Annotated in this window: 20 protein-coding genes; 12 read left to right on the forward strand and 8 right to left on the reverse strand. The window is 73.2% G+C overall.

Annotation, left to right across the window (positions count from 1 at the left end; translation table 11 throughout):
- Nucleotides 1–8: 8 nt before the first annotated feature.
- Nucleotides 9–803 carry an alpha/beta fold hydrolase gene (locus QSK39_RS14850; protein ID WP_285478319.1) on the reverse strand — a complete coding sequence of 265 codons (795 nt, stop codon included), beginning with the start codon at nucleotides 801–803 and terminating at the stop codon, nucleotides 9–11.
- A 103-nt stretch (nucleotides 804–906) separates the two neighbouring features.
- Here QSK39_RS14850 and QSK39_RS14855 point away from each other — a divergent pair, with 103 nt between their 5' ends.
- The 5 genes from QSK39_RS14855 (at nucleotide 907) to QSK39_RS14875 (ending at nucleotide 4,526) form a co-directional block, all read left to right on the forward strand.
- On the forward strand, nucleotides 907–1,251 hold the full coding sequence (locus QSK39_RS14855; protein WP_285478320.1) for a YciI family protein: 345 nt from the start codon (nucleotides 907–909) through the stop codon (nucleotides 1,249–1,251).
- Nucleotides 1,248–2,444 (forward strand): RNA polymerase sigma factor, encoded by a 1,197-nt coding sequence (locus QSK39_RS14860; RefSeq protein WP_285478321.1) that lies wholly within the window; start codon nucleotides 1,248–1,250, stop codon nucleotides 2,442–2,444. Before QSK39_RS14855 ends, QSK39_RS14860 begins: the two co-directional genes overlap by 4 nt.
- A gap of 336 nt (nucleotides 2,445–2,780) precedes the next feature.
- Entirely contained in the window at nucleotides 2,781–3,713 is a 933-nt protein-coding gene (locus QSK39_RS14865) for a hypothetical protein (RefSeq protein WP_285478322.1), read from the forward strand.
- Nucleotides 3,714–3,753: 40 nt separating this feature from the next.
- A complete protein-coding gene (locus tag QSK39_RS14870; RefSeq protein WP_285478323.1) occupies nucleotides 3,754–4,098 on the forward strand; it encodes an ArsR/SmtB family transcription factor in 345 nt (114 codons plus the stop codon).
- Entirely contained in the window at nucleotides 4,095–4,526 is a 432-nt protein-coding gene (locus QSK39_RS14875; protein ID WP_285478324.1) for an SRPBCC family protein, read from the forward strand. The genes QSK39_RS14870 and QSK39_RS14875 overlap by 4 nt, the downstream gene beginning before the upstream one ends.
- Before the next feature lie 37 nt (nucleotides 4,527–4,563).
- On the opposite strand, the gene QSK39_RS14880 is transcribed toward QSK39_RS14875, so the two are convergent.
- Complete coding sequence (locus tag QSK39_RS14880) at nucleotides 4,564–5,490, reverse strand: AraC family transcriptional regulator (protein WP_285478325.1); 927 nt, start codon at nucleotides 5,488–5,490, stop codon at nucleotides 4,564–4,566.
- Nucleotides 5,491–5,572: 82 nt separating this feature from the next.
- Between QSK39_RS14880 and QSK39_RS14885 the strand changes: the two genes are divergently transcribed.
- Together QSK39_RS14885 and QSK39_RS14890 are read left to right on the forward strand one after the other, a co-directional pair.
- The gene (locus tag QSK39_RS14885) at nucleotides 5,573–6,394 is read left to right on the forward strand and encodes an NAD(P)H-binding protein (protein ID WP_285478326.1); all 822 of its coding nucleotides are present in this window, start codon (nucleotides 5,573–5,575) and stop codon (nucleotides 6,392–6,394) included.
- Nucleotides 6,395–6,411: 17 nt separating this feature from the next.
- Nucleotides 6,412–6,861: an anthrone oxygenase family protein gene (locus QSK39_RS14890; RefSeq protein ID WP_285478327.1), complete on the forward strand. Its 450-nt coding sequence runs from the start codon at nucleotides 6,412–6,414 to the stop codon at nucleotides 6,859–6,861.
- Nucleotide 6,862: 1 nt separating this feature from the next.
- On the opposite strand, the gene QSK39_RS14895 is transcribed toward QSK39_RS14890, so the two are convergent.
- Genes QSK39_RS14895 through QSK39_RS14915 form a run of 5 tightly spaced genes read right to left on the reverse strand, consistent with a single transcriptional unit; the run spans nucleotide 6,863 to nucleotide 10,806 of the window.
- Complete coding sequence (locus QSK39_RS14895; protein ID WP_285478328.1) at nucleotides 6,863–7,348, reverse strand: GyrI-like domain-containing protein; 486 nt, start codon at nucleotides 7,346–7,348, stop codon at nucleotides 6,863–6,865.
- Nucleotides 7,348–7,680 (reverse strand): YciI family protein, encoded by a 333-nt coding sequence (locus QSK39_RS14900; protein ID WP_285478329.1) that lies wholly within the window; start codon nucleotides 7,678–7,680, stop codon nucleotides 7,348–7,350. The genes QSK39_RS14895 and QSK39_RS14900 overlap by 1 nt, the downstream gene beginning before the upstream one ends.
- Entirely contained in the window at nucleotides 7,681–8,445 is a 765-nt protein-coding gene (locus QSK39_RS14905) for an alpha/beta fold hydrolase (protein WP_285478330.1), read from the reverse strand.
- Nucleotides 8,442–9,716, reverse strand: coding sequence for an RNA polymerase sigma factor (locus QSK39_RS14910; RefSeq protein ID WP_285478331.1), 1,275 nt, complete (start codon nucleotides 9,714–9,716; stop codon nucleotides 8,442–8,444). The genes QSK39_RS14905 and QSK39_RS14910 overlap by 4 nt, the downstream gene beginning before the upstream one ends.
- A gap of 19 nt (nucleotides 9,717–9,735) precedes the next feature.
- Nucleotides 9,736–10,806: a TetR/AcrR family transcriptional regulator gene (locus QSK39_RS14915; protein ID WP_285478332.1), complete on the reverse strand. Its 1,071-nt coding sequence runs from the start codon at nucleotides 10,804–10,806 to the stop codon at nucleotides 9,736–9,738.
- Nucleotides 10,807–10,892: 86 nt separating this feature from the next.
- On the opposite strand from QSK39_RS14915, the gene QSK39_RS14920 reads away from it, so the two are divergent.
- Nucleotides 10,893–12,062 (forward strand): cytochrome P450 family protein, encoded by a 1,170-nt coding sequence (locus QSK39_RS14920; protein ID WP_285478333.1) that lies wholly within the window; start codon nucleotides 10,893–10,895, stop codon nucleotides 12,060–12,062.
- Here the strand turns inward: QSK39_RS14920 and QSK39_RS14925 are convergent.
- Entirely contained in the window at nucleotides 12,045–12,821 is a 777-nt protein-coding gene (locus QSK39_RS14925) for a TetR/AcrR family transcriptional regulator (RefSeq protein ID WP_285478334.1), read from the reverse strand. The genes QSK39_RS14920 and QSK39_RS14925 overlap by 18 nt on opposite strands.
- A 79-nt stretch (nucleotides 12,822–12,900) precedes the next feature.
- On the opposite strand from QSK39_RS14925, the gene QSK39_RS14930 reads away from it, so the two are divergent.
- Genes QSK39_RS14930 through QSK39_RS14945 form a run of 4 tightly spaced genes read left to right on the forward strand, consistent with a single transcriptional unit; the run spans nucleotide 12,901 to nucleotide 18,264 of the window.
- The gene (locus QSK39_RS14930; RefSeq protein WP_285478335.1) at nucleotides 12,901–13,830 is read left to right on the forward strand and encodes an ATP-binding cassette domain-containing protein; all 930 of its coding nucleotides are present in this window, start codon (nucleotides 12,901–12,903) and stop codon (nucleotides 13,828–13,830) included.
- The gene (locus tag QSK39_RS14935; protein WP_285478336.1) at nucleotides 13,827–14,609 is read left to right on the forward strand and encodes an ABC transporter permease; all 783 of its coding nucleotides are present in this window, start codon (nucleotides 13,827–13,829) and stop codon (nucleotides 14,607–14,609) included. Before QSK39_RS14930 ends, QSK39_RS14935 begins: the two co-directional genes overlap by 4 nt.
- Before the next feature lie 44 nt (nucleotides 14,610–14,653).
- Entirely contained in the window at nucleotides 14,654–17,170 is a 2,517-nt protein-coding gene (locus QSK39_RS14940) for an SCO1167/SCO6262 family helicase (RefSeq protein ID WP_285478337.1), read from the forward strand.
- A complete protein-coding gene (locus tag QSK39_RS14945; protein WP_285478338.1) occupies nucleotides 17,167–18,264 on the forward strand; it encodes an SWIM zinc finger family protein in 1,098 nt (365 codons plus the stop codon). Before QSK39_RS14940 ends, QSK39_RS14945 begins: the two co-directional genes overlap by 4 nt.
- The last annotated feature ends 161 nt before the right edge of the window (nucleotides 18,265–18,425 follow it).

Genomic DNA, 18,425 nt, shown 5'->3' on the forward strand with positions numbered 1-18,425 from the left:
CGCCGAGGTTACGGGATGTCGATCTCCGCGGGCAGGAACCGGCCCAGGGCGTCGGTCACCGCTTCGGGTCGTTCCAGGGTCTGGATGTGCGGAGCCCCGGGGACGACCTCGAACTTCGCGCCGCCGCCGCCGATCCGGGCCGCGATGGCGGCCATGCCCTCGACCGGGATCGACGCGTCCGCGTCGCCGGCGAGCGCCAGTGCGGGCGCCGGGAAGTCGCGGAGCCGCTCGTAGACGTCGAGACCGGCGTAGCCGCGCCAGATCGAGGCCCAGGCGGCCGGGTCGAAGGAGGCGACGCACTCACGGGCGTAGCGCACGCCTTCGGTCTCCGCTTCGAGCGCTTCCGGGGTGAACCAGCGTGCCAAGGTCGGGGCGATCAACGGCGTCATGCCGCCGGTCTCGGCGAGCCGCGCACGTTCCTCGAACGCCACCGGCACCGGCCGGTCCGGCGCCGCCATCAGGGTGAGCGAGGCGAACCGCCCGGGCGCGGCCACGGCGGCGGTCTGTGCGATCGCGCCGCCCAGCGACAGCCCGGCTACATGGGCAGCGTCCAGTTCGAGCGCGTCCAGCACGGCCACGAGGTCGGCGGCGGTCGCCGCCATCGTGAACGGGAGCGGCGCGTCGGCGGCCGAGCCGTGGCCGCGGACGTCGTAGGCGAAGACGCGACGGCCTTCGGCGAGGCGGTCCAGCACCGGGTCCCACATCCGGCGGTCCAGGCCGAGGGAGTGCACGAGCAGCACGGCGGGCCCGCGGGTGCCGCGGACGGTGACGGTGGTTTCGTGGTCGGACACGCGGATCCTCATGCCTTGATCCTTTCAGTGGTGTCCACGCAAAATCGGTTCCGCGACGCTGTCGATCCGGCCGCGCGCCGTTCGTATGAGGGGCGAGCCAGCGAGAGGAGCCCACGTGAAGCAGTACCTGCTCAGCATCTACCAGCCCGACGGCCCGACCCCGCCGCCCGAGGTGCTCGACGGTGTCGTGAAGAAGCTCGACGCCCTCAACGCCGATCTCAAGGCGGCCGGGGCCTGGGTGTTCGCCGGTGGGCTGCACCCGCCCGCCACCGCCACCGTGCTGAGGGCCGGCGACGGCGACACGCTCGTCACCGACGGCCCCTTCGCCGAGGGCAAGGAACACCTCGGCGGGTTCACCATCATCACCGCGCCCGACCTCGACGCGGCGCTCGCCTGGGGCAGCCGGCTCGCCGACGCCGTCGCGCCGCTGCCGGTCGAGGTGCGGCCGTTCGCCGGATGAGCGTCGAGGACGTCTTCGCCGCGGAGTACGGCCGTGCCGTGTCGGTGCTGGTGCGGGTGTTCGGGAGCATCGACGTCGCCGAAGAAGCCGTGCAGGACGCGTTCGCCGAGGCGGTCCGGCGGTGGCCGGCGGACGGGGTGCCGCCGAGCCCGGCGGGCTGGCTCATCACCACCGCCCGCAACCGGGCCATCGATCGCCTGCGCCGGGAAGCCGCCCGGGCGGACAAGCACGCCCAAGCCGCGTTGCTGCATGCCGAAACCGAGCCCGTCGAGGAGGGCGCCGTGCCCGACGAACGGCTCCGGCTGATCTTCACCTGCTGCCACCCCGCGCTGGCCCGCCCGGCGCAGGTCGCGCTGACCCTGCGGCTGCTCGGCGGCCTGACCACCGCGGAGATCGCCGGCGCGTTCCTGGTGGCCGAGCCCACAATGGCCCAGCGGATCGTGCGGGCGAAGAACAAGATCCGGGACGCGGGCATCCCGTACCGCGTCCCGCAGGACGCCGACCTGCCGGCGCGGCTGTCCGCGGTGCTCGGCGTGCTGTACCTGATCTTCAACGAGGGCTACACGGCGAGCGCGGGGGAGGACCTGGTCCGCGACGACCTGTGCCGCGAAGCGATCCGGCTCGCCCGCGTCCTGGCCGGGCTGATGCCCGACGAGCCGGAGGTCTGGGGCCTGCTCGCGCTGATGCTGCTGATCGACTCCCGCCGCCTGACCCGCACCGGTCCCGACGGCTCGGTGGTCCTGCTGGCCGACCAGGACCCCACCGGGTGGGACGCGGAGCTGGTCGCCGAGGGTCAGGAGATCGTCCGCCGCTGCCTGCGCCGCAACCAGCCGGGCCCGTACCAGATCCAGGCGGCGATCCAGGCCGTCCACAGCGACGCGCCAACGGACTGGTCCCAGGTCAAAGCGTTGTACGACCAGCTGCTGGCCGTGACGCCGACGCCCGTGGTGGCGCTGAACCGCGCGGTGGCGGTCGCCGAGGTCGACGGTCCTGGTGCGGCGTTGGCCCTGGTCGAGGAGCTGGAGCTGGCGGGGTTCCCGCTGTACCACGCGATCCGCGCGGACCTCCTGGACCGGCTCGGCCGGAGTGGGGAAGCGGTGGCTGCTTATGCGACCGCGATCGAGCTGACGCACAACTCGGCCGAGCGAGCCCTTCTGGAACGGAAGCGGGCCGCAGCGTCAACTCTGGGTTGACGTTAAGGGGGGTCCTAGTTTTTCGGGGCCCTCGATCCGGCCTCATCGAGCCTTCGGTCTTCTGGGTTGTTCTGGGTTTGGATATGTGACCTTATCAAAACCCAGGTGGTCGCCTGATTATCTTCTAATTTGAACCAGCTGCCTCTACTTCTGATTAGAAGGTTTGATAGGCTCTCGATCATGACGGAAGATGCAGGTCAGCCGCGGATTTGCGAGTACCGGCGCTGTGGGGCGCCGCTGCCGCCGGCGGTGGGGCGGGGGAGCCGGGCTCGGTTCTGCCAGGACGGGAAGACCTGGGGGCGCCGGAACCTCACCTGCCGCGACGCCGAAGCCGTCTTGTCGGACGCCGAGTCGCTGCGAGAGAGCGACACCGAGCTGGACGACACAGCCGTCACCGCGCTCGCCGGGCAGGTCGACCGCGTGCTCGAACCCGCGCGAGGGCTCGTCGAGACGCTCACGACCCTGCGCCACCAACTGGAAGCCACCACGGCCGCCGCGCTCGCCGAACGGGACGCCGCCCTGGCGGAGGCTGACGATCACCGTCGGCAGCGCGGGCTCGCCGAAGCCGAAGCCGCGCAGGCCCGGGAGGCCTCCGAGGATGCCGCCCAAGTCGCCACAGCTGCCGAGAAGGAAGCCGCTGCCGCACGACGGGAACGGGACGAGAGCAGTGCCGCCCGGCGAGCCGCACTGCAGGAGCAGCAACGCGCTGAAGGACAGCTGGCGGCGGTGCGGGACGAACTCGGGCGGGTCGCCGAGCGGGCCGACGCCAGCGCCGCCCTCGCCGGTGAACGCGCCGCGGTGATCGCCACTCTGACCACCGAACTCGCGGCCGCACGCGTGGCTCTCGACGAGGAATGCGGACGGAGCCAGGCCGCGTCGGCACGCGCGGATGCGGCCGAAGCCCGCTCGGAAACCACCACCCAACGCCTCGACGCGGCCGAGACGCGCGCGGCAGCGGCCGAAACCCGTGCGGAAGCTGCCGCCGGACGGCTCGATACCGCCCGTGAAGAGCTGACCAAGGCAGCTACTGCCCATCGGTCAGCTCTCGACCAAGCTCGGGCGGACGGCGACCGGCGGCTGGCCGACGTGCAGGCGGCACATGAGCAGACCGTCCGGTCCATGCACGAGACCACCACGAACCTCGGCGCCGAACTCCGCGCCTGCACCGGCCGGGCCGACAACGCCGAGCGCGCGCTGACCAGGGCTCTCGCCGTCCTGCGGGAGGCGGAGGTCAGCTTGCCCGAGGACGTCGCGGCAATGCTCAAGTAGTTACTTGACTATCGACCGGCACCAGGCATAACTTAAGCACATGCTTGACCATGAGCTGGACCTGGTGTTCCGCGCCTTGGGCGACCGGACGCGGCGGGCACTGGTGGAGCGGCTCGTGCGCGGGCCGGCGTCGGTCAGTGAGCTCGCCGAGCCGCTGACCATGTCGCTCGCCGCCGTGGTGCAGCACCTCCAGGTGCTCGAAACAGCCGGGATCGTGCGGTCGGAAAAGCACGGCCGCGTGCGCACGTGCCGGATCGAACCGGAGCTGCTGCGCGCGGGTGAGCACTGGCTGGGCCGGCAGCGCACCACATGGGAAAGCAGGCTCGACCGGCTCGGCGACTTCCTCGCCGAGCCGCCCGGCCCGTCGGAAGGGAGCACGACATGACCGTCATCCACACCACCTTCACCCTCGAACGCACCTACCCGGTCCCGCCGGAGCGGGTGTTCGCCGCTTGGGCGGACCCGGTGGCGAAGGAGGCCTGGTTCGTCTCCGAGGGGGCGCACGAGCTGGACTTCCGCGTCGGCGGCCAGGAGACCATCGACGGGCTCACGCCGGACGGTGGCGTCCTGGCACTGGTCTCGACCTACCACGACATCGTGCCCGGGCAGCGGATCGTCTACGCCTCCACGCTGAGCGGCGGCGGCAAACTGGCCACGCTGTCGACGACCACCATCGAGCTGGCCGACGAGGGCGCGGGCACCCGGCTGACCCTCACCGAGCAGGGCACGTTCCTCGACGGCGCGGAGAAGCCGGAGTGGCGCGAGCAAGGCACCGGCGAGTGGCTCGACCGGCTGGGCGAGGCCCTGAAATGACCCCCCGAACTGCTCGTCGAAGCCCGTTCGGTTCCGTTCACGCCGTCCGGTACCGCTGGGGACTGACGCCGAACTCGCGCTTGAAGGCCGCACTGAGGGCGAACGCGCTGCCGTAGCCGACCTGGTGGGCTACCGCTCCGATCGTCGCGTCCGGTTGCTGGCGTAGGAGGTCCGCGGCCAGTGCGAGGCGCCAGCCCGTGAGGTAGGCCATCGGTGTCTCGCCGACCGTTGTCGCGAAGCGGCGGGCCAGTGCGGCTCGCGAAACGCCGGTGTTGGCCGCGAGCTTCGCGACCGTCCACGGCTCGGCCGGCTGGTGCTGCAGCAGCCGCAGCGCCTGCCCGACGATCGGGTCGTCGTGGGCGCGGTACCAGGCCGGGGCGCTCGTGTCGGGCCGGTCGAACCACGTGCGCAGCGCGGCGATCAGCAGCAGGTCCAGCAGCCGGTCGAGGACGGCCTCCTGCCCCGGCACGTCCCGGCCGATCTCGGCGGCGAGCAGCCCGACCAGCGGCGTCGGCCAGTCGGCCGCCCGCAGGACGATCAGCGCCGGCAGCGCGGCCAGGAGCTTCTTGCTGATCTCGCCTTCCATGCCGTACGTGCCGGTGAGCAGCACGACCGGGCCGCCGGTGCCCCAGGTGCGGACGCCGAGGTCGGCGTAGTCGGTGAGGTGCCCGCCGTCGGGGGTGCGGCACTCCTGGCCGGGAAGGATCAGCGCCTGCGGCGGCGTCGACGGGTGGTCGGCGACCAGGTACGGGTCCGGGCCGCGGGCGATCGCGACGTCGCCTTCGCCGAGCAGGACGCTCTCGCCGGCGTCGGGGACGATCCACGCCTCGCCGCGCACGACCGACACGACGGTCAGCGGCGCTTCGTCCTCGATGCGCAGGGACCACGGCGGGGTCAGTACCGAGCGGAGCAGGAACGCGCCGTGGGCACGGGGGCCGTCGAGGAGTGCGGCGAGCGGGTCCATGCCTCGAAGTGTAGACGCTGGAACATGCGATCGAGGCTTTGAACTATGGAGAGTCTTACCGGAAGCCGGTTGACTCACTGCCATGACAACGAACTTCCTGGTGGTGGGCGGCACCGGCAAGACCGGGCGCCGCGTGGCGGATCGGCTGCGGGAGCGCGGCCTGCCGGTGCGGATCACGTCGCGGCGCGGGGCGCCGCCGTTCGACTGGAGTGACCGCGAGACCTGGGCACCGGCACTGAAGGGCATCGACGCCGTCTACTTGACCTACTACCCCGATCTGGTGGTGCCCGGGGCGGCCGCCGACATCCGCGCGTTCGCGGAACTGGCGGTCGCGCACGGCGTCGGGCACCTGGTGCTGCTGTCCGGTCGCGGCGAGGAGGAAGCCGAGGCGTGCGAACGGATCGTCGCCGAGGCCGGCACCGGCTGGACGGTCCTGCGGTGCGCCTGGTTCGCGCAGAACTTCAGCGAGCACTTCCTGCTCGACGCCGTGCGCGGCGGGGAGATCGCGCTGCCGGCGGGCACGGTCACCGAGCCGTTCGTCGACGTCCGCGACATCGCCGACGTCGCGGTGAAGGTGCTGACCGAGCCTGGCCACGCCGGACAGCTGTACGAGCTGACCGGGCCTCGGCTGCTGAGCTTCGCCGACGCCGCCGCGGATATTTCCGCCGCGTCGGGGCGAGATGTCCGCTATGTTCCGGTTTCCGCGGAGGAGTATGCCGCCGCAGCCGTCGGGTACGGCGTGCCGGAGGAAGAGGTCGGAGCGCTGACCGAGCTGTTCGCCCGGGTGCTCGACGGCCGCAACGAGTCGGTGACCCACGACGTCGAGCGGGTGCTGGGGCGGCCGGCGACGGACTTCGCCGGCTTCGCGCGGGACGCGGCGGCCACCGGGGTCTGGGCCCGGTGAAGGGGAAGGAGAGACCGATGTCGACGGTGGTGCTGGTGGCCGCGCTGATCGCGGCCGGGTTGGTCGCCGGGTTGTTCTACGCCTACGCGTGTTCGGTGATGCCGGGGCTCGCACGCGGCGACGACAAGACGTTCGTGGAGGCGATGCGCGGGATCAACGTCGCGATCATCAACCCGGTCTTCATGCTGACGTTCCTCGGCGCGCCGGTGCTGGCCGGCGTGGCGATCTTCCTCAACCCGGGGCCACGGCCGTGGGTGATCGCCGGGTTCGCGTGCCTGGTGGCGATGCTGGTGATCACCGGGGCGCTGAACATCCCGCTGAACAACGCGCTGGACTCCGGCGGTGACGACTACGCGGTGGTGCGCGCGAACTTCGAAGCGGCGTGGGTGCGCTGGAACATCCTGCGCGCCGTGGTGAGCACGGCGGGGTTCGGCTGCCTGGCCGGCGCCGTGCTCACCCGGAACTGAGTCAGTCCGCGAGGCGGAAGAGCAGGTCCGTGACCCACTGGGCCGGGTCGGGCACTTCGAGGGGGTTGGTGCGCAGGACTTCCAGGCGGCCACCCCACTCCTCGCCGTCGGGGCCTTCGGTGACATCCCACGTGACGCCCTCGGCGGCGCCCCAGGCCAGGACTTCCGCGGTGGCGGCGGCCAGGCCGTCCGGGGCGCCGACGTAGGTTTCCAGGACGTACTTCCCGGCCGGCAACTCACCGATGAACGCGGGTTCCTCCGGGCTGAACGAACCTTCGATCGGGACGCCGGCCTCGACGGTGAACCGCATGCCCGGGTGCAGCACGCGGTAGCGGAAGAACGGCGCCCCGGCCGGGACGATCCCGTGGCCGGCCAGGGTGCCGATGAGCGGTGGCAGCCGGTCGGCGATGCGCGGGAACTCCTCGATCCCGAGGGTGGCGCGCTCGGCGACGTAGCGCTGGGCCGGTCGGTCCACGATGGACGGCATCAGGGTTCCTCCGGGACGAAGATCGGACGGACCTCGATACTGCCGTACGTCGCGGCGGGATGCTTGGCCGCGATCTCGAGGGCTTCGTCGAGGTCGTCGCACTCGAGGACGACGTAGCCGCCGATCTGTTCCTTGGCTTCGGTGAACGGCCCGTCGGTGAGCAGCACTTCCCCGTCGCGGACGCGGATCGTGGTGGCTTCCGAGGGCGGGCGCAGGCCGCCGCCACCGTGGATCTTGCCGCGGCGGGCCAGGTCCTCGCCCCAGCCGTCGCAGCCGTCGTACTGGTGTTCCTCGGCGGTCTCGTCGCCGGCGATCATGAGCAGGTACCGCATTCAGCGTCCTTCCAGTACTTCGCGCAGGCGCGCGGCGAAGGTTTCCGGTTCGGTGGCGAACCCGCCGTGGTCACCCGGGAACTCCACGGCGGTCAGGCCGAGAGCGGTGGCGAGCCCGACGCCGGTTTCGTGGGCCGTCGAGCCGGCGGACTTCTCGCCGATGGCGACGACCAGCCGCACGGATGTCTCCCGGAGCGCGTCGAGGTCGGGTTCGTAGGCGCCGGTGGCCGCCATCAGGTGGCGGAAGAAGTAGGTGAAGTTGCCTTCGCCACGCGGGTCGAGCGGCGGCGCGGGGTCGACCCCCACGAGCGCCATGAACGCGGCGAAGGCCGCACCGAGGCCCTGGTCGCGGAACAGCGCGGGGATGTCGGGCCCGTCGAGGGCCCCGGCGGGCAGGTAACGGCTGACCGGTGGTTCGTGCAGCACGACCGTGCGGACGTCACCGGGGTACCGGAGGACGTGGTCGAGCAGCGTGATGGCGCCGCCGCTGCTGGCGAACACGTCCGCGGGGCCGACTTCGGTGAGCAGGCGGTGCACGTCGTCGGCGTGCTCGCGGATGACGTCGTCCCCGGGTTCGCCGTCGAGCGGGCTGCGGCCTAGGCCGCGCGGGTCGTAGGTGACGACCGTGTGGTCTTCGGCCAGCACCGGCCGGATGTGGGTGAACACCGCGGCGTCGGCGGGGCCGCCGGGGACCAGCAGCAGCACCGGGCCGCGGCCGGTGACGTCGTAGGTGAGGGTGGCGCCGGGAACGGCGAGGGTGGTCATGGGCTTTCCTCCGGTGGTCGGGGTTCGCCCGACCGACGAACGGGCCCGCCCGGGACCGACACCGTCTCCGAAATTCTTCGCGTGAGATAGGCACGCTCGGCGTCGGTGGGCGCGAGGTCGCGTGCTTTCGCGTACCAGTCGGCGGCTTCGGCGTCCCGGCCCAGGCGGCGGAGGAAGTCGGCGCGGGTGGCGGGCAGCAGGTGGTAGCCGTCCATGGTCAGCTCGTCGAGCAGCGCGAGCCCGGCGAGCGGGCCGTCGGCCATGCCGATCGCGACGGCCCGGTTGAGCTCGACGACGGCGCTCGGGACGTGCTTGCGCAGTTCGCCGTAGAGGCCGGCGATCTGGGCCCAGTCGGTGTCGGCGGGCGTCGCGGCGGTGGCGTGGCAGGCGGCAATGGCGGCCTGGATCTGGTACGGCCCGGGCTGTCGCCGGCGCAACGCGGTCTCCAGGATCCGGGTGCCCTCGGCGATTTCGCCCGCGTCCCACCGGGTGCGGTCCTGTTCCTCGAGCGGGACGAGCTCGCCGTCGGAGCCGGCCCGGGTGGCGCGGCGGGCGTGCTGGACCAGCAGCAGCGCGAGCAGGCCGAGGACCTCGGGTTCGTCCGGCATGAGCCGGGCCAGGACGCGGGCGAGCCGGACGGCTTCGGCGGCGAGGTCGGGGCGCTGCAGGTCGGGCCCGGCGCTGGCGGAGTAGCCCTCGTTGAACGTCAGGTAGAGCACGCCGAGGACGGCGGCGGTGCGTTCGGGCAGCAGGTGCGCGGGCGGGACGCGGTAGGGGATGCCGGCGTGGCGGATCTTGCGCTTCACCCGCACCAGCCGCTGGGACATGGTGGCTTCCGGGACGAGGAAGGCGCGGGCGATCTCGGCCGTGGACAGCCCGGCCAGGGTGCGCAACGCGAGCGCGACCTGGGCTTCGGTGGCCAGCGCCGGGTGGCAGCAGGTGAAGATGAGCCGCAGCCGGTCGTCGGTCACGCCGCTGTCGTCGCTCTCGGGTTCTTCGCGGACGTGCATCAGGGCGGCCTCCCGGAGCTTGGCGGCACCGGCGGTCTCGCGGCGGAGCCGGTCGGTGGCGCGGTGGCGGGCGGCGGTGGTCAGCCAGGCGCCGGGCCGCTTCGGGACGCCGTCGCGCGGCCACGTGCGCAGCGCGAGGGCGAACGCCTCCTGGGCGCACTCCTCGGCCAGGTCCCAGTCGCCGGTGATCCGGATGAGCGTGGCCACGACCTGGCCCCACTCCTCGCGGAACGCCTCCGCGACCGCGGTCTCGACGTCCACAACCGCTCCTTCCGCCGGTTCACCCACCCGACGAACGGCCGGGCCCGGAATCGACAGCCGCCGCGTGGCAGGCGCCGAACCCTTCGGCGCGCACGACGATCCGGCCGCCTTCGACGCGGACGGCCGTCTCGGTGGCGTCGCTGACCGCGGTGACGCCGGCGGCCGCGGCCAGTTCGCCGGTCGCGTCGCAGACGAGCCGCAGCCGGGGCTGGGCCGGGGGCGCGATCGCAGGGTCGAGGCAGCCGCGCAGGTCGGCGACGGCGAGGCGGGCCAGCGGGGCGAGTTCGCCGGGGTCGCTGGTGACGAGCACGGCGGTGACGTCGGCGCCGGTGCGCACGGCTTCTTCGAAGGCGGCGGCGCGGTGCAGGCCGAGGATGGTGACGACGCCGTCGCCGGGCCGGAACGGCTCGCCGGTCAGCAGGTCCGTCGCCGTCGGCGGGGTCCACGGCTCGTCAAGCGGCCGGGCCTGGCTCGTGATCGGCGGGACGTCCGGCCAGTCGTCCGTGAGATCCAGGTCGAGCAGGGCGGCGCAGGCGGCGACGATGTGGAACGGCTCGCCGAAGCCGGGCGCGGCCGCGGCGAGCTGGCTCGCGCCGTGCAGCGTGGTGAGGGCGGCTTCGGCGACGCGGACCAGCCGCCGTCCCGGGCGCACCCGTTCCAGGGCGAGCCCGAGCAGGATGGCGTCGACCCGCATGAGCTGCGCGAACGGCCGGCGTGTGTGCTCGTCGGCGAGGATCTCGGGCAGCAGGTCGCGGCCGAGGCGGGCGTCGCCGCTGTCGTCGTCGGTGGCCAGGGGCAGCCGGGCGACCCAGGCGCGGGCGAACGCCGCCAGGACGTCGGCCGCGCTCGCGTCCGGTGGCGGGGTGGCGAACCGGGGCGCGCGTTCGGCGAGGTCGGCCAGCACCGCGAAGTACAGGGCCCGTTTGCCGGGGAAGTTGGAGTAGACCGCGCCGCGGGTGAGCTCGGCGCGTTCGGCGATGACGTCGATCTTCGCGTCGCGGAAGCCGCGCCCGGCGAACTCGTCGCGGGCGGCGGAGAGGACCTTCGCGCGGTTGCGCTCCTGGGTCTCCGTCCTGCTGAGCCTGACCATCGTCCTCCTTGCCGCGGTGACGTCGATCAAGATACCGTGACCACTGAGATGATTAGAACATCTGATGTGAACATGTGGAGTTGCGGATGACCCCCGAGATCGACCTCACCGACCTGAAGGTCCTGACTGACCCGTTCACCGCCTACGACCAGGCCCGGGAGGTGAGTGCGGTGGCCAAGCTGGTCATCCCCGGCTTCGGCCCGTTCTGGGCGCTGACCCGCTACACCCAGGCCCGCGCGATGCTGGCCGACCCGCGGTTCGAAGTCCGGGCGGAGAGCTTCCTGCGCCCGCCGGGCATCCCCGAGCACTGCCTCGAGTACATGCGGACGATGGCCGAACAGGACGGGCCCGAGCACCTGCGGCTGCGCCGCCTGGTCGCGCCGGCGTTCACCCCGAAGCGCGCCGCGCAGCTGCGGCCACGGCTGCTCGCGCTCACCGAACGGCTGCTCGACGAACTGCCCGCCCACGCCGAGGACGGCGTCGTCGACCTGGTGCCGCACTTCGCGCGGCCCCTGCCGATGGACGTCATCTGCGAGATGACCGGCATCCCCGAGGCGGATCGGCCGCGCTGGCGGGAGTACGGCGCCGCGGTCGCCGGCGGCGTGGGCCCGGACTTCGCCACCGCGATCCCGGAGATCATCGCGGGCGCGAAGGACGCGGTCGCGCGCAGCCGGACCGCACCGGGCGACGACCTCATCGGCGACCTCGTGCGCGCCGAAGACGACGACCGCCTCACCGACACCGAACTGGTCACCCTCGTCTGGCACCTGGTGCTGGCCGGCCAGACACCGGTGAACCTGATCGCGAACGCCGTCGAAGCCCTGCTGCGGCACCCGGACCAGCTCGCGGCCCTGCGCGGGGATCCGGCGTTGTGGCCGGGCGCGGTCGAGGAGCTGATGCGCTTCTGCAGTCCGCAGCTGCTGACCACCCCGCGGTTCGCGCGCGAAGACGTCGAGATCGACGGTCAGGTGATCCGCGAGGGCGAGCGCGTGACGGCCGCGATGGTGGCCGCCGACCGCGACCCGCGCGCGTTCCCCGACGCCGACCGTCTCGACGTCACTCGCGAAGGGCCGGCGCACCTCGGGTTCTCCCACGGCCCGCACTTCTGTCTCGGTGCGTCGATCGCGCGGGTGGAGACGGAGGTGGCGCTGTCGGCGCTCTTCACCCGCTTCCCGGACCTGGCGCTGGCCGGCGACGTGCCGCGCGCGCCCGACGGCGGGACCTGGCGGCCCGCGGAGCTACTGCTGACGCTCTGACACCAGCGCCTCGATGCCGTCGAGGACGCGGGCGAGGCCGAAGCGGAAGGTGTAGGCGGGGTCTTCCGCGGCGTTGTGGGCTTCGCCCGCGGCCTGGCCGACCCGTGAAGCCAAGGGGTAGTGCGCCGCGTCGGCGGCCGGGATGCCGGCCAGCACCGGCGCGGCGCGCTCCCACCACTGGGCGTCGGTCATGCCGCTGGAGCGGACGAGGCGGGCGGCGTCGAGCGAACTGCGCGCGGTGGTCCGGACCAGGCCGGTGACCAGGCCGACGGCGGCGTCCATCTCGACGTCGTCGAGCCCGATGCCCTCGATCGCGCGCAGCTCGTGTTCGTACTTGGCGAAGCTGTGCGGGCCCAGCGCCGAGCGGCTGGTGGTGACCTGCAGCAGCCAGGGGTGGCGGTGGAAGAGCGCCCACTGGCCGTCGGCGATCGCCGTCAGCGCCTCGCGCCAGCCGAGCCCCGGGTCGGGGACGGGCAGCTCGCCGTGGGCGTGGTCGATCATCAGGTCGAGCAGCTCGGCCCGGCCCGGCACGTAGGTGTAGAGCGACATGGGGGAGACGCCGAGCTGCTCGGCGACGCGGCGGATGGTGACGCCGTCGATCGTGTCGGCGTCGGCCAGTGCCACCGCGGCCTTGACGACGTCGGCCGTGGTCAGCTTGGGTTTCGGGCCGCGCCGCGGAGGCGCCGAGACGCCCCAGAGCAGCTCGATGGCCCGTCGCGGGTCGCCGCTCTCGTTGTCCTCCGTGCTCACGCCGCTCATTCTGCTCACCTGATTTTCGTACGCCGTACAGAGTTGTGCTAACCTCTACTTCGTACACTGTACAGAGTTAAGGGGCTGCATGACTCCGCAGATCCACGCCGAGGGACTTCGCAAGCGCTACGGCGACGCGTACGCCCTCGATGGCTTCGATCTCTCCGTCCCGGCCGGGTCGCTGCACGGCCTGCTGGGACCCAATGGCGCGGGCAAGACCACGGCCGTCCGCGTGCTCTCCACGCTGCTGCGCCACGACGGCGGTGCCGCGCGGGTCGCCGGCTTCGACGTCGCCACCGAATCGGCGCAGGTGCGCGCCTCGATCGGGTTGGTCGGGCAGCAGGCCGCGGTCGACGAGCTGCTGTCCGGACGGCAGAACCTGGTGCTGTTCGGCCGGCTGCACCACCTGGGCCGGCGCGAGGCCACCCGCCGCGCCGACGACCTGCTGGAGCGGTTCGGGCTCGCGGACACGGGCTCGAAGCCGGTGTCGGCGTACTCCGGCGGGATGCGCCGGCGGCTGGACCTGGCCGCGTCGCTGCTGGCCGCCCCACGCGTGCTGTTCCTCGACGAGCCGACGACCGGGCTGGACCCGCGCAGCCGCATCGAGGTCTGGCGGGCGGTGCGGTCCCTGGTCGCCGACGGCACGACCGTGCTGCTCACCACGCAGTACCTGGAGGAAGCCGACCGGCTGGCCGACCGCATCTCGCTGGTGGAACACGGGCGCGTGATCGCCGAAGGCACCCCGGCCGAGCTGAAGGGCTCGCTCGGGGCGACCCGGATCGAACTGGTGCTGACCGACCCGGACGCCGTCGGCGCGGCGGCGGCGTTGCTCGCCCGCGTCACCGGGGCCGAGCCGGTCACCGAGGAGCTGCGGGTCAGCGCACCGGCCGAGGCGTCGATGTTGACCGGCGTCGTGCGCGAGCTGGGGGTGGCCGAGCTGGCGGTCGCCGACGTCGCGCTGCGGCATCCGACGCTCGACGAAGTGTTCCTGGAGCTGACGGGGAAGGTGTCGCGATGAGATGGGCCCTCGAAGACGGCTGGACGCTCACCGGGCGCTACCTCGCCCACCTCGCGCGGCGCCCGGCCCGGCTGGCCACCGTGGTGGCGTTCCCGATCCTGATGGTGCTGATCTTCGCCTACCTGCTCGGCGGCGGGATGACCGTGCCCGGCGGCGGGTCCTACCGCGAGTTCCTGATGCCGGGGATGTTCGCGATGACGATGGCGTTCGGGCTGTCGGGGACGATGATCGCGGTGCTCGACGACGCCACCAAGGGCGTCACCGACCGCTTCCGGTCGCTCCCGATGGCGCCTTCGGCGGTGCTCACCGGGCGGGTCGCGGCGGACCTGGTGAACGCAGTCCTCGCCCTGGCCGTGCTGCTGGGGTGCGGGTTCGCGGTCGGCTGGCAGCCGCACGGGAGCCTGGCCGAGACGTTCGCCGCGTTCGGGCTGCTGTTCCTGCTGCGCACGGCGCTGGTGTGGGCCGGGATCTACCTGGGCCTGCTGACCACCGACCCGTCGATGGTGACGCTCGCCCAGACGCTGGAGTTCCCGTTCGGGTTCCTCTCCAGCGCGTTCGTGGCGACCGCGACGATGCCGGCGTGGCTGGGAACCGTGGCGGAGTGGAACCCGTTGTCCTCCACGGTGACGGCGGCGCGGGTGCTGTTCGGCAACCCGGGCGCGGCGGGGACGTCCTGGGTGAGCGCGCACTCCGTGGCGATGGCGGTGGTGTGGCCGCTGGTGCTGCTGGCGGTGTTCGTGCCGTTGTCCGTGCGCCGATACAGGAGGATGGGGAACTGAACGCCGACTTCGAACCGGGGGAACCCCCGCGCGCGGGACGGCTGGTGCTCGACGGGCGCCGGCTGTCCCTTGTGGACGGACTACCGGAACTGCTGACCGCCGGCGATCCCGATCCCGCCACGGCGTTCTGGGCGACCGCGGCGAAGGCCGCGCTGCGGCTGGTCGCGGCGGGCCGGCTGCTGCCGGGCGTCACCGAGGCGGGCTACGACGCCTGGCGCGTCGGACCGCTCGAACCGGCGGAAGCCGCGTGGCTGCGGGACCTCGCGGCCGCAATGCCGGTGGACGAACGGGCGCCGGGGCCGCTGCTGCGGGCGTTCCTCGACGCCGTCGCCGACGGCCTGCCCCGCACGCCCGCCGCGGCGAAGGCGGCCGGGACGCGGTTGTTCGCCGCGGTCGCGCCGCAGCGGGCGGAGTCGGTGCGCGACTGGGCCGACGAACTGGCCGCCGGCCTCGACTCGGGCATCCGCGTCTCGCTGCGGGTGGAAGCCCCGGACGGCTTCGACACCGGCCGGTTCCACGCCGTCGTGCAGGTGCACAGCCTCGCCGAGCCGGGCCAGGTCGCCGACGCGGCCCAGCTGTGGGAGACCGGGCGGTTCGGGCCGCGGGCACGCATCGACGTCGTGCTGGCGCTGCGGCGCGGCGCGCAGGTCTGGCCGGCGCTGAGCCCGCTGCTCACTTCGGCGGTGCCGGACGAGCTGGCTCTGGGCGAGGACGACGTGACCGAACTGCTCGCGTCCGCGGCTCCCCGGCTGGCGGCGGTGGGCATCGACGTGCACTGGCCGGCGGAGCTCGCGGGGTCGCTGACCGCCCGTGCCGTGGTGAACGCCGGGGACGCGCCGGGTGATCTGCCGTCGTTCTTCGGCGGTGGCCGGGCGCTGGAGTTCGACTGGCAGCTCGCCCTGGGCGGCGAGGTGCTGACCGCGGCGGAGCTGGACGCGCTCGCCGAGGCCCGCCGCCCGGTGGTGCGGCTGCGCGACCGCTGGGTGCTGGTCGACCCGGCACTGGCGGCGAAAGCGCGCGAGCGGACGCTGAAGCCGCTGACACCGGTCGACGCGCTGGGCGCGGTGCTCACCGGGACCACCGAGGTCGACGGCGAGCCGGTCGAGGTCGTCACCGAAGGCTGGCTCGCCCAGCTGAAGGAACGGCTGTCGGCGCCGCCGGAACCCCAGGCGCCGCCGGCCGGACTGGCCGCGACGCTGCGGGACTACCAGCTGCGCGGGCTGCAGGGGCTGGCCACGGTGACCGGGCTCGGTCTCGGCGGCTGCCTCGCCGACGACATGGGCCTGGGCAAGACGGTCACGCTGATCGCGCTGCACCTGCACCGCGCGTCCGGGCCGACGCTGGTGGTCTGCCCGGCGTCGCTGCTGGGCAACTGGGAACGCGAGATCCGCCGGTTCGCCCCGGGCGTGCCGGTGCGGCGCTTCCACGGCAGCGCGCGTTCGCTGGACGACGTCGACGGGTTCGTGCTCACCACCTACGGCACGCTGCGCACCGATCCGGCGCCGCTGGCCGGGATCCGGTGGGGGCTGCTGGTGGCCGACGAAGCCCAGCACGTCAAGAACCACCGGTCGGGCACGGCGAAGGCGCTGCGACTGGTGCCCGCGGCCGCGCGGGTGGCACTGACCGGCACGCCGGTGGAGAACACGCTCTCGGAGCTGTGGGCGATCCTCGACTGGTCGGCGCCGGGGCTGCTGGGTTCGCTGAGCGAGTTCCGGGCGCGGTGGGCGAAGCCGATCGAGGCCGGGGATCCCGCCGCGGCCGAGCGGCTGGCGCGGCTGCTGCGGCCGTTCCTGTTGCGGCGCCGCAAGTCCGATCCGGGGATCGCGCCGGAGCTGCCGGCGAAGACCGAGACCGACCGGCCGGTGGCGCTGAGCCCGGAGCAGGTGGCGCTGTACGAGGCGGTCGTGCGGGAGATGATGGCCGACATCGCGGCGGCCGACGGGATGGCCCGGCGCGGCCGGATCGTGAAGCTGCTGACCGCGCTCAAGCAGATCTGCAACCACCCGGCGCAGTACCTCAAAGAGCCCGGCGGCCGCTCGGGAAAGCTGGAGCTGCTCGACGAACTGCTGGACACGATCCTCGCCGAGGGCGGCGCGGTGCTGGTGTTCACCCAGTACGTCGCCATGGCGCGGCTGCTGGAGCGGCACCTGGCCGCGCGGGGGATCGGGACGCAGCTGCTGCACGGCGGCACTCCCGTCGCGCGTCGCGAAGAACTGGTCGAACGGTTCCAGGCCGGTGAGGTGCCGGTGTTCCTGCTGTCGCTCAAGGCGGCCGGCACCGGGCTGAACCTCACGCGCGCCGACCACGTCGTGCACTTCGACCGCTGGTGGAACCCGGCGGTGGAGGACCAGGCGACCGACCGGGCGTACCGGATCGGGCAGACCCGGCCGGTGCAGGTGCACCGGCTCGTCGCCGAAGGCACGGTCGAGGACCGGATCGCGGCGATGCTGCGCGAGAAACGGGCGCTGGCCGACGCCGTGCTCGCCGGTGGCGAGGCGGCGCTGACGGAACTGACCGACACCGAGCTCGCGGAGCTCGTCGAGCTGAGGAGCCGCGGATGAGCGACGAGGCGGTGCGCGGGTTCCCCGCGTTCGGAGCGGCCGGGCGCTCGGCCCGCTCCTGGTGGGTGCGCGCCTGGGTGAGCGCGATGGAGGACACCGCGCTGGACCTGGGCCAGCTGAAGAAGGGCCGCAAGTACGCCGCGGCCGGGCTGGTCGGGCCGATCACGGTGAGCCCGGGCCGGATCGCGGCGGCGGTCGACGACGTCGACGGCGGCCCGTACCGGACTGAGCTGCGGCTGGCGGAACTGTCCGAAGCAGACTGGACGCGGTTCCTCGACCGGGTCGCCTCGCGGGCGGGGCACCTGGCGGCGCTGCTGGACCGGGACATGCCGCACGACCTGGTGGCCGCGGCCGACGACGCCGGTGTCCACCTGCTGCCCGGGATCGGCGACCTGGACCCGGAGTGCGACTGCGCGGGCTGGGAGCTGCCGTGCCGGCACGCGGCGGCGTTGTCGTTCCAGGCGTCGTGGCTGCTGGACGCGGATCCGTTCGTGCTGTTGCTGATGCGGGGCAAGGGCGAGCGGGAGATCCGCGAGGAGCTGGAGAGCCGCACGGCGCCGCGGATGGACCTGGTCGTCGAGGACCGGACGCCGGGCGAGCTGCCGGAGCTGGCGGAGTTCCATCCCGCGGGGGCGCCGTCGATCCCGGCCGCGCCCGGGGTGCCCGCGGCGGCCTTCGCCCTGCTGGCCGCGAACGCGTCGGCTCAGGCCCGAGCGGTGCTGGCGGGCGAGCCGTGGCCGGGTCGGCGTCCCGACGCGGTCCGGCTGGCCGCGCAGTTCCCCGAGGTGGCTTCGCGGCTGGGCGAGGGGCCCGAGTTCGAGCGGGCGGTGACGGCCTGGACCCTCGGTGGGCGGGCCGGCCTCGATGTGCTGGATTCGCCGTGGACACCACCGAAGGCCGCGCTGGCGGCCGCGCGGGTGGCGCTCGCCGACGTCACCGACGAGGAGCCGGTGTTCGACCGCAACCGGTGCACGGCCGGGGAGGTGCAGGTGCGGCTGGACCGCCGGGGCCGGTGGCACCCGTACCGGCGCGAGGGCGGCGAGTGGTGGCCCGCGGGCCCGCCGGAATCCGATCCGGGGCTGCTGCTCGGCTGACGCTTCTTCACGGGGTGAAACCGGGTCCGGCCAGGCATTTTCGTGACAGCTCCCGGTATCCAGTCCGCTCCTTGTCGTCTCTTGTGCCCAACGGCGGGGTTCCCGCCGGGCCCACTGGGGGTGCGGGCGCGCGAGCCTCCTCGCGCGCCCGCCCTTTTTGT

Source organism: Amycolatopsis sp. NBRC 101858 (genome assembly GCF_030269325.1).
GTDB lineage: Bacteria > Actinomycetota > Actinomycetes > Mycobacteriales > Pseudonocardiaceae > Amycolatopsis > Amycolatopsis ponsaeliensis.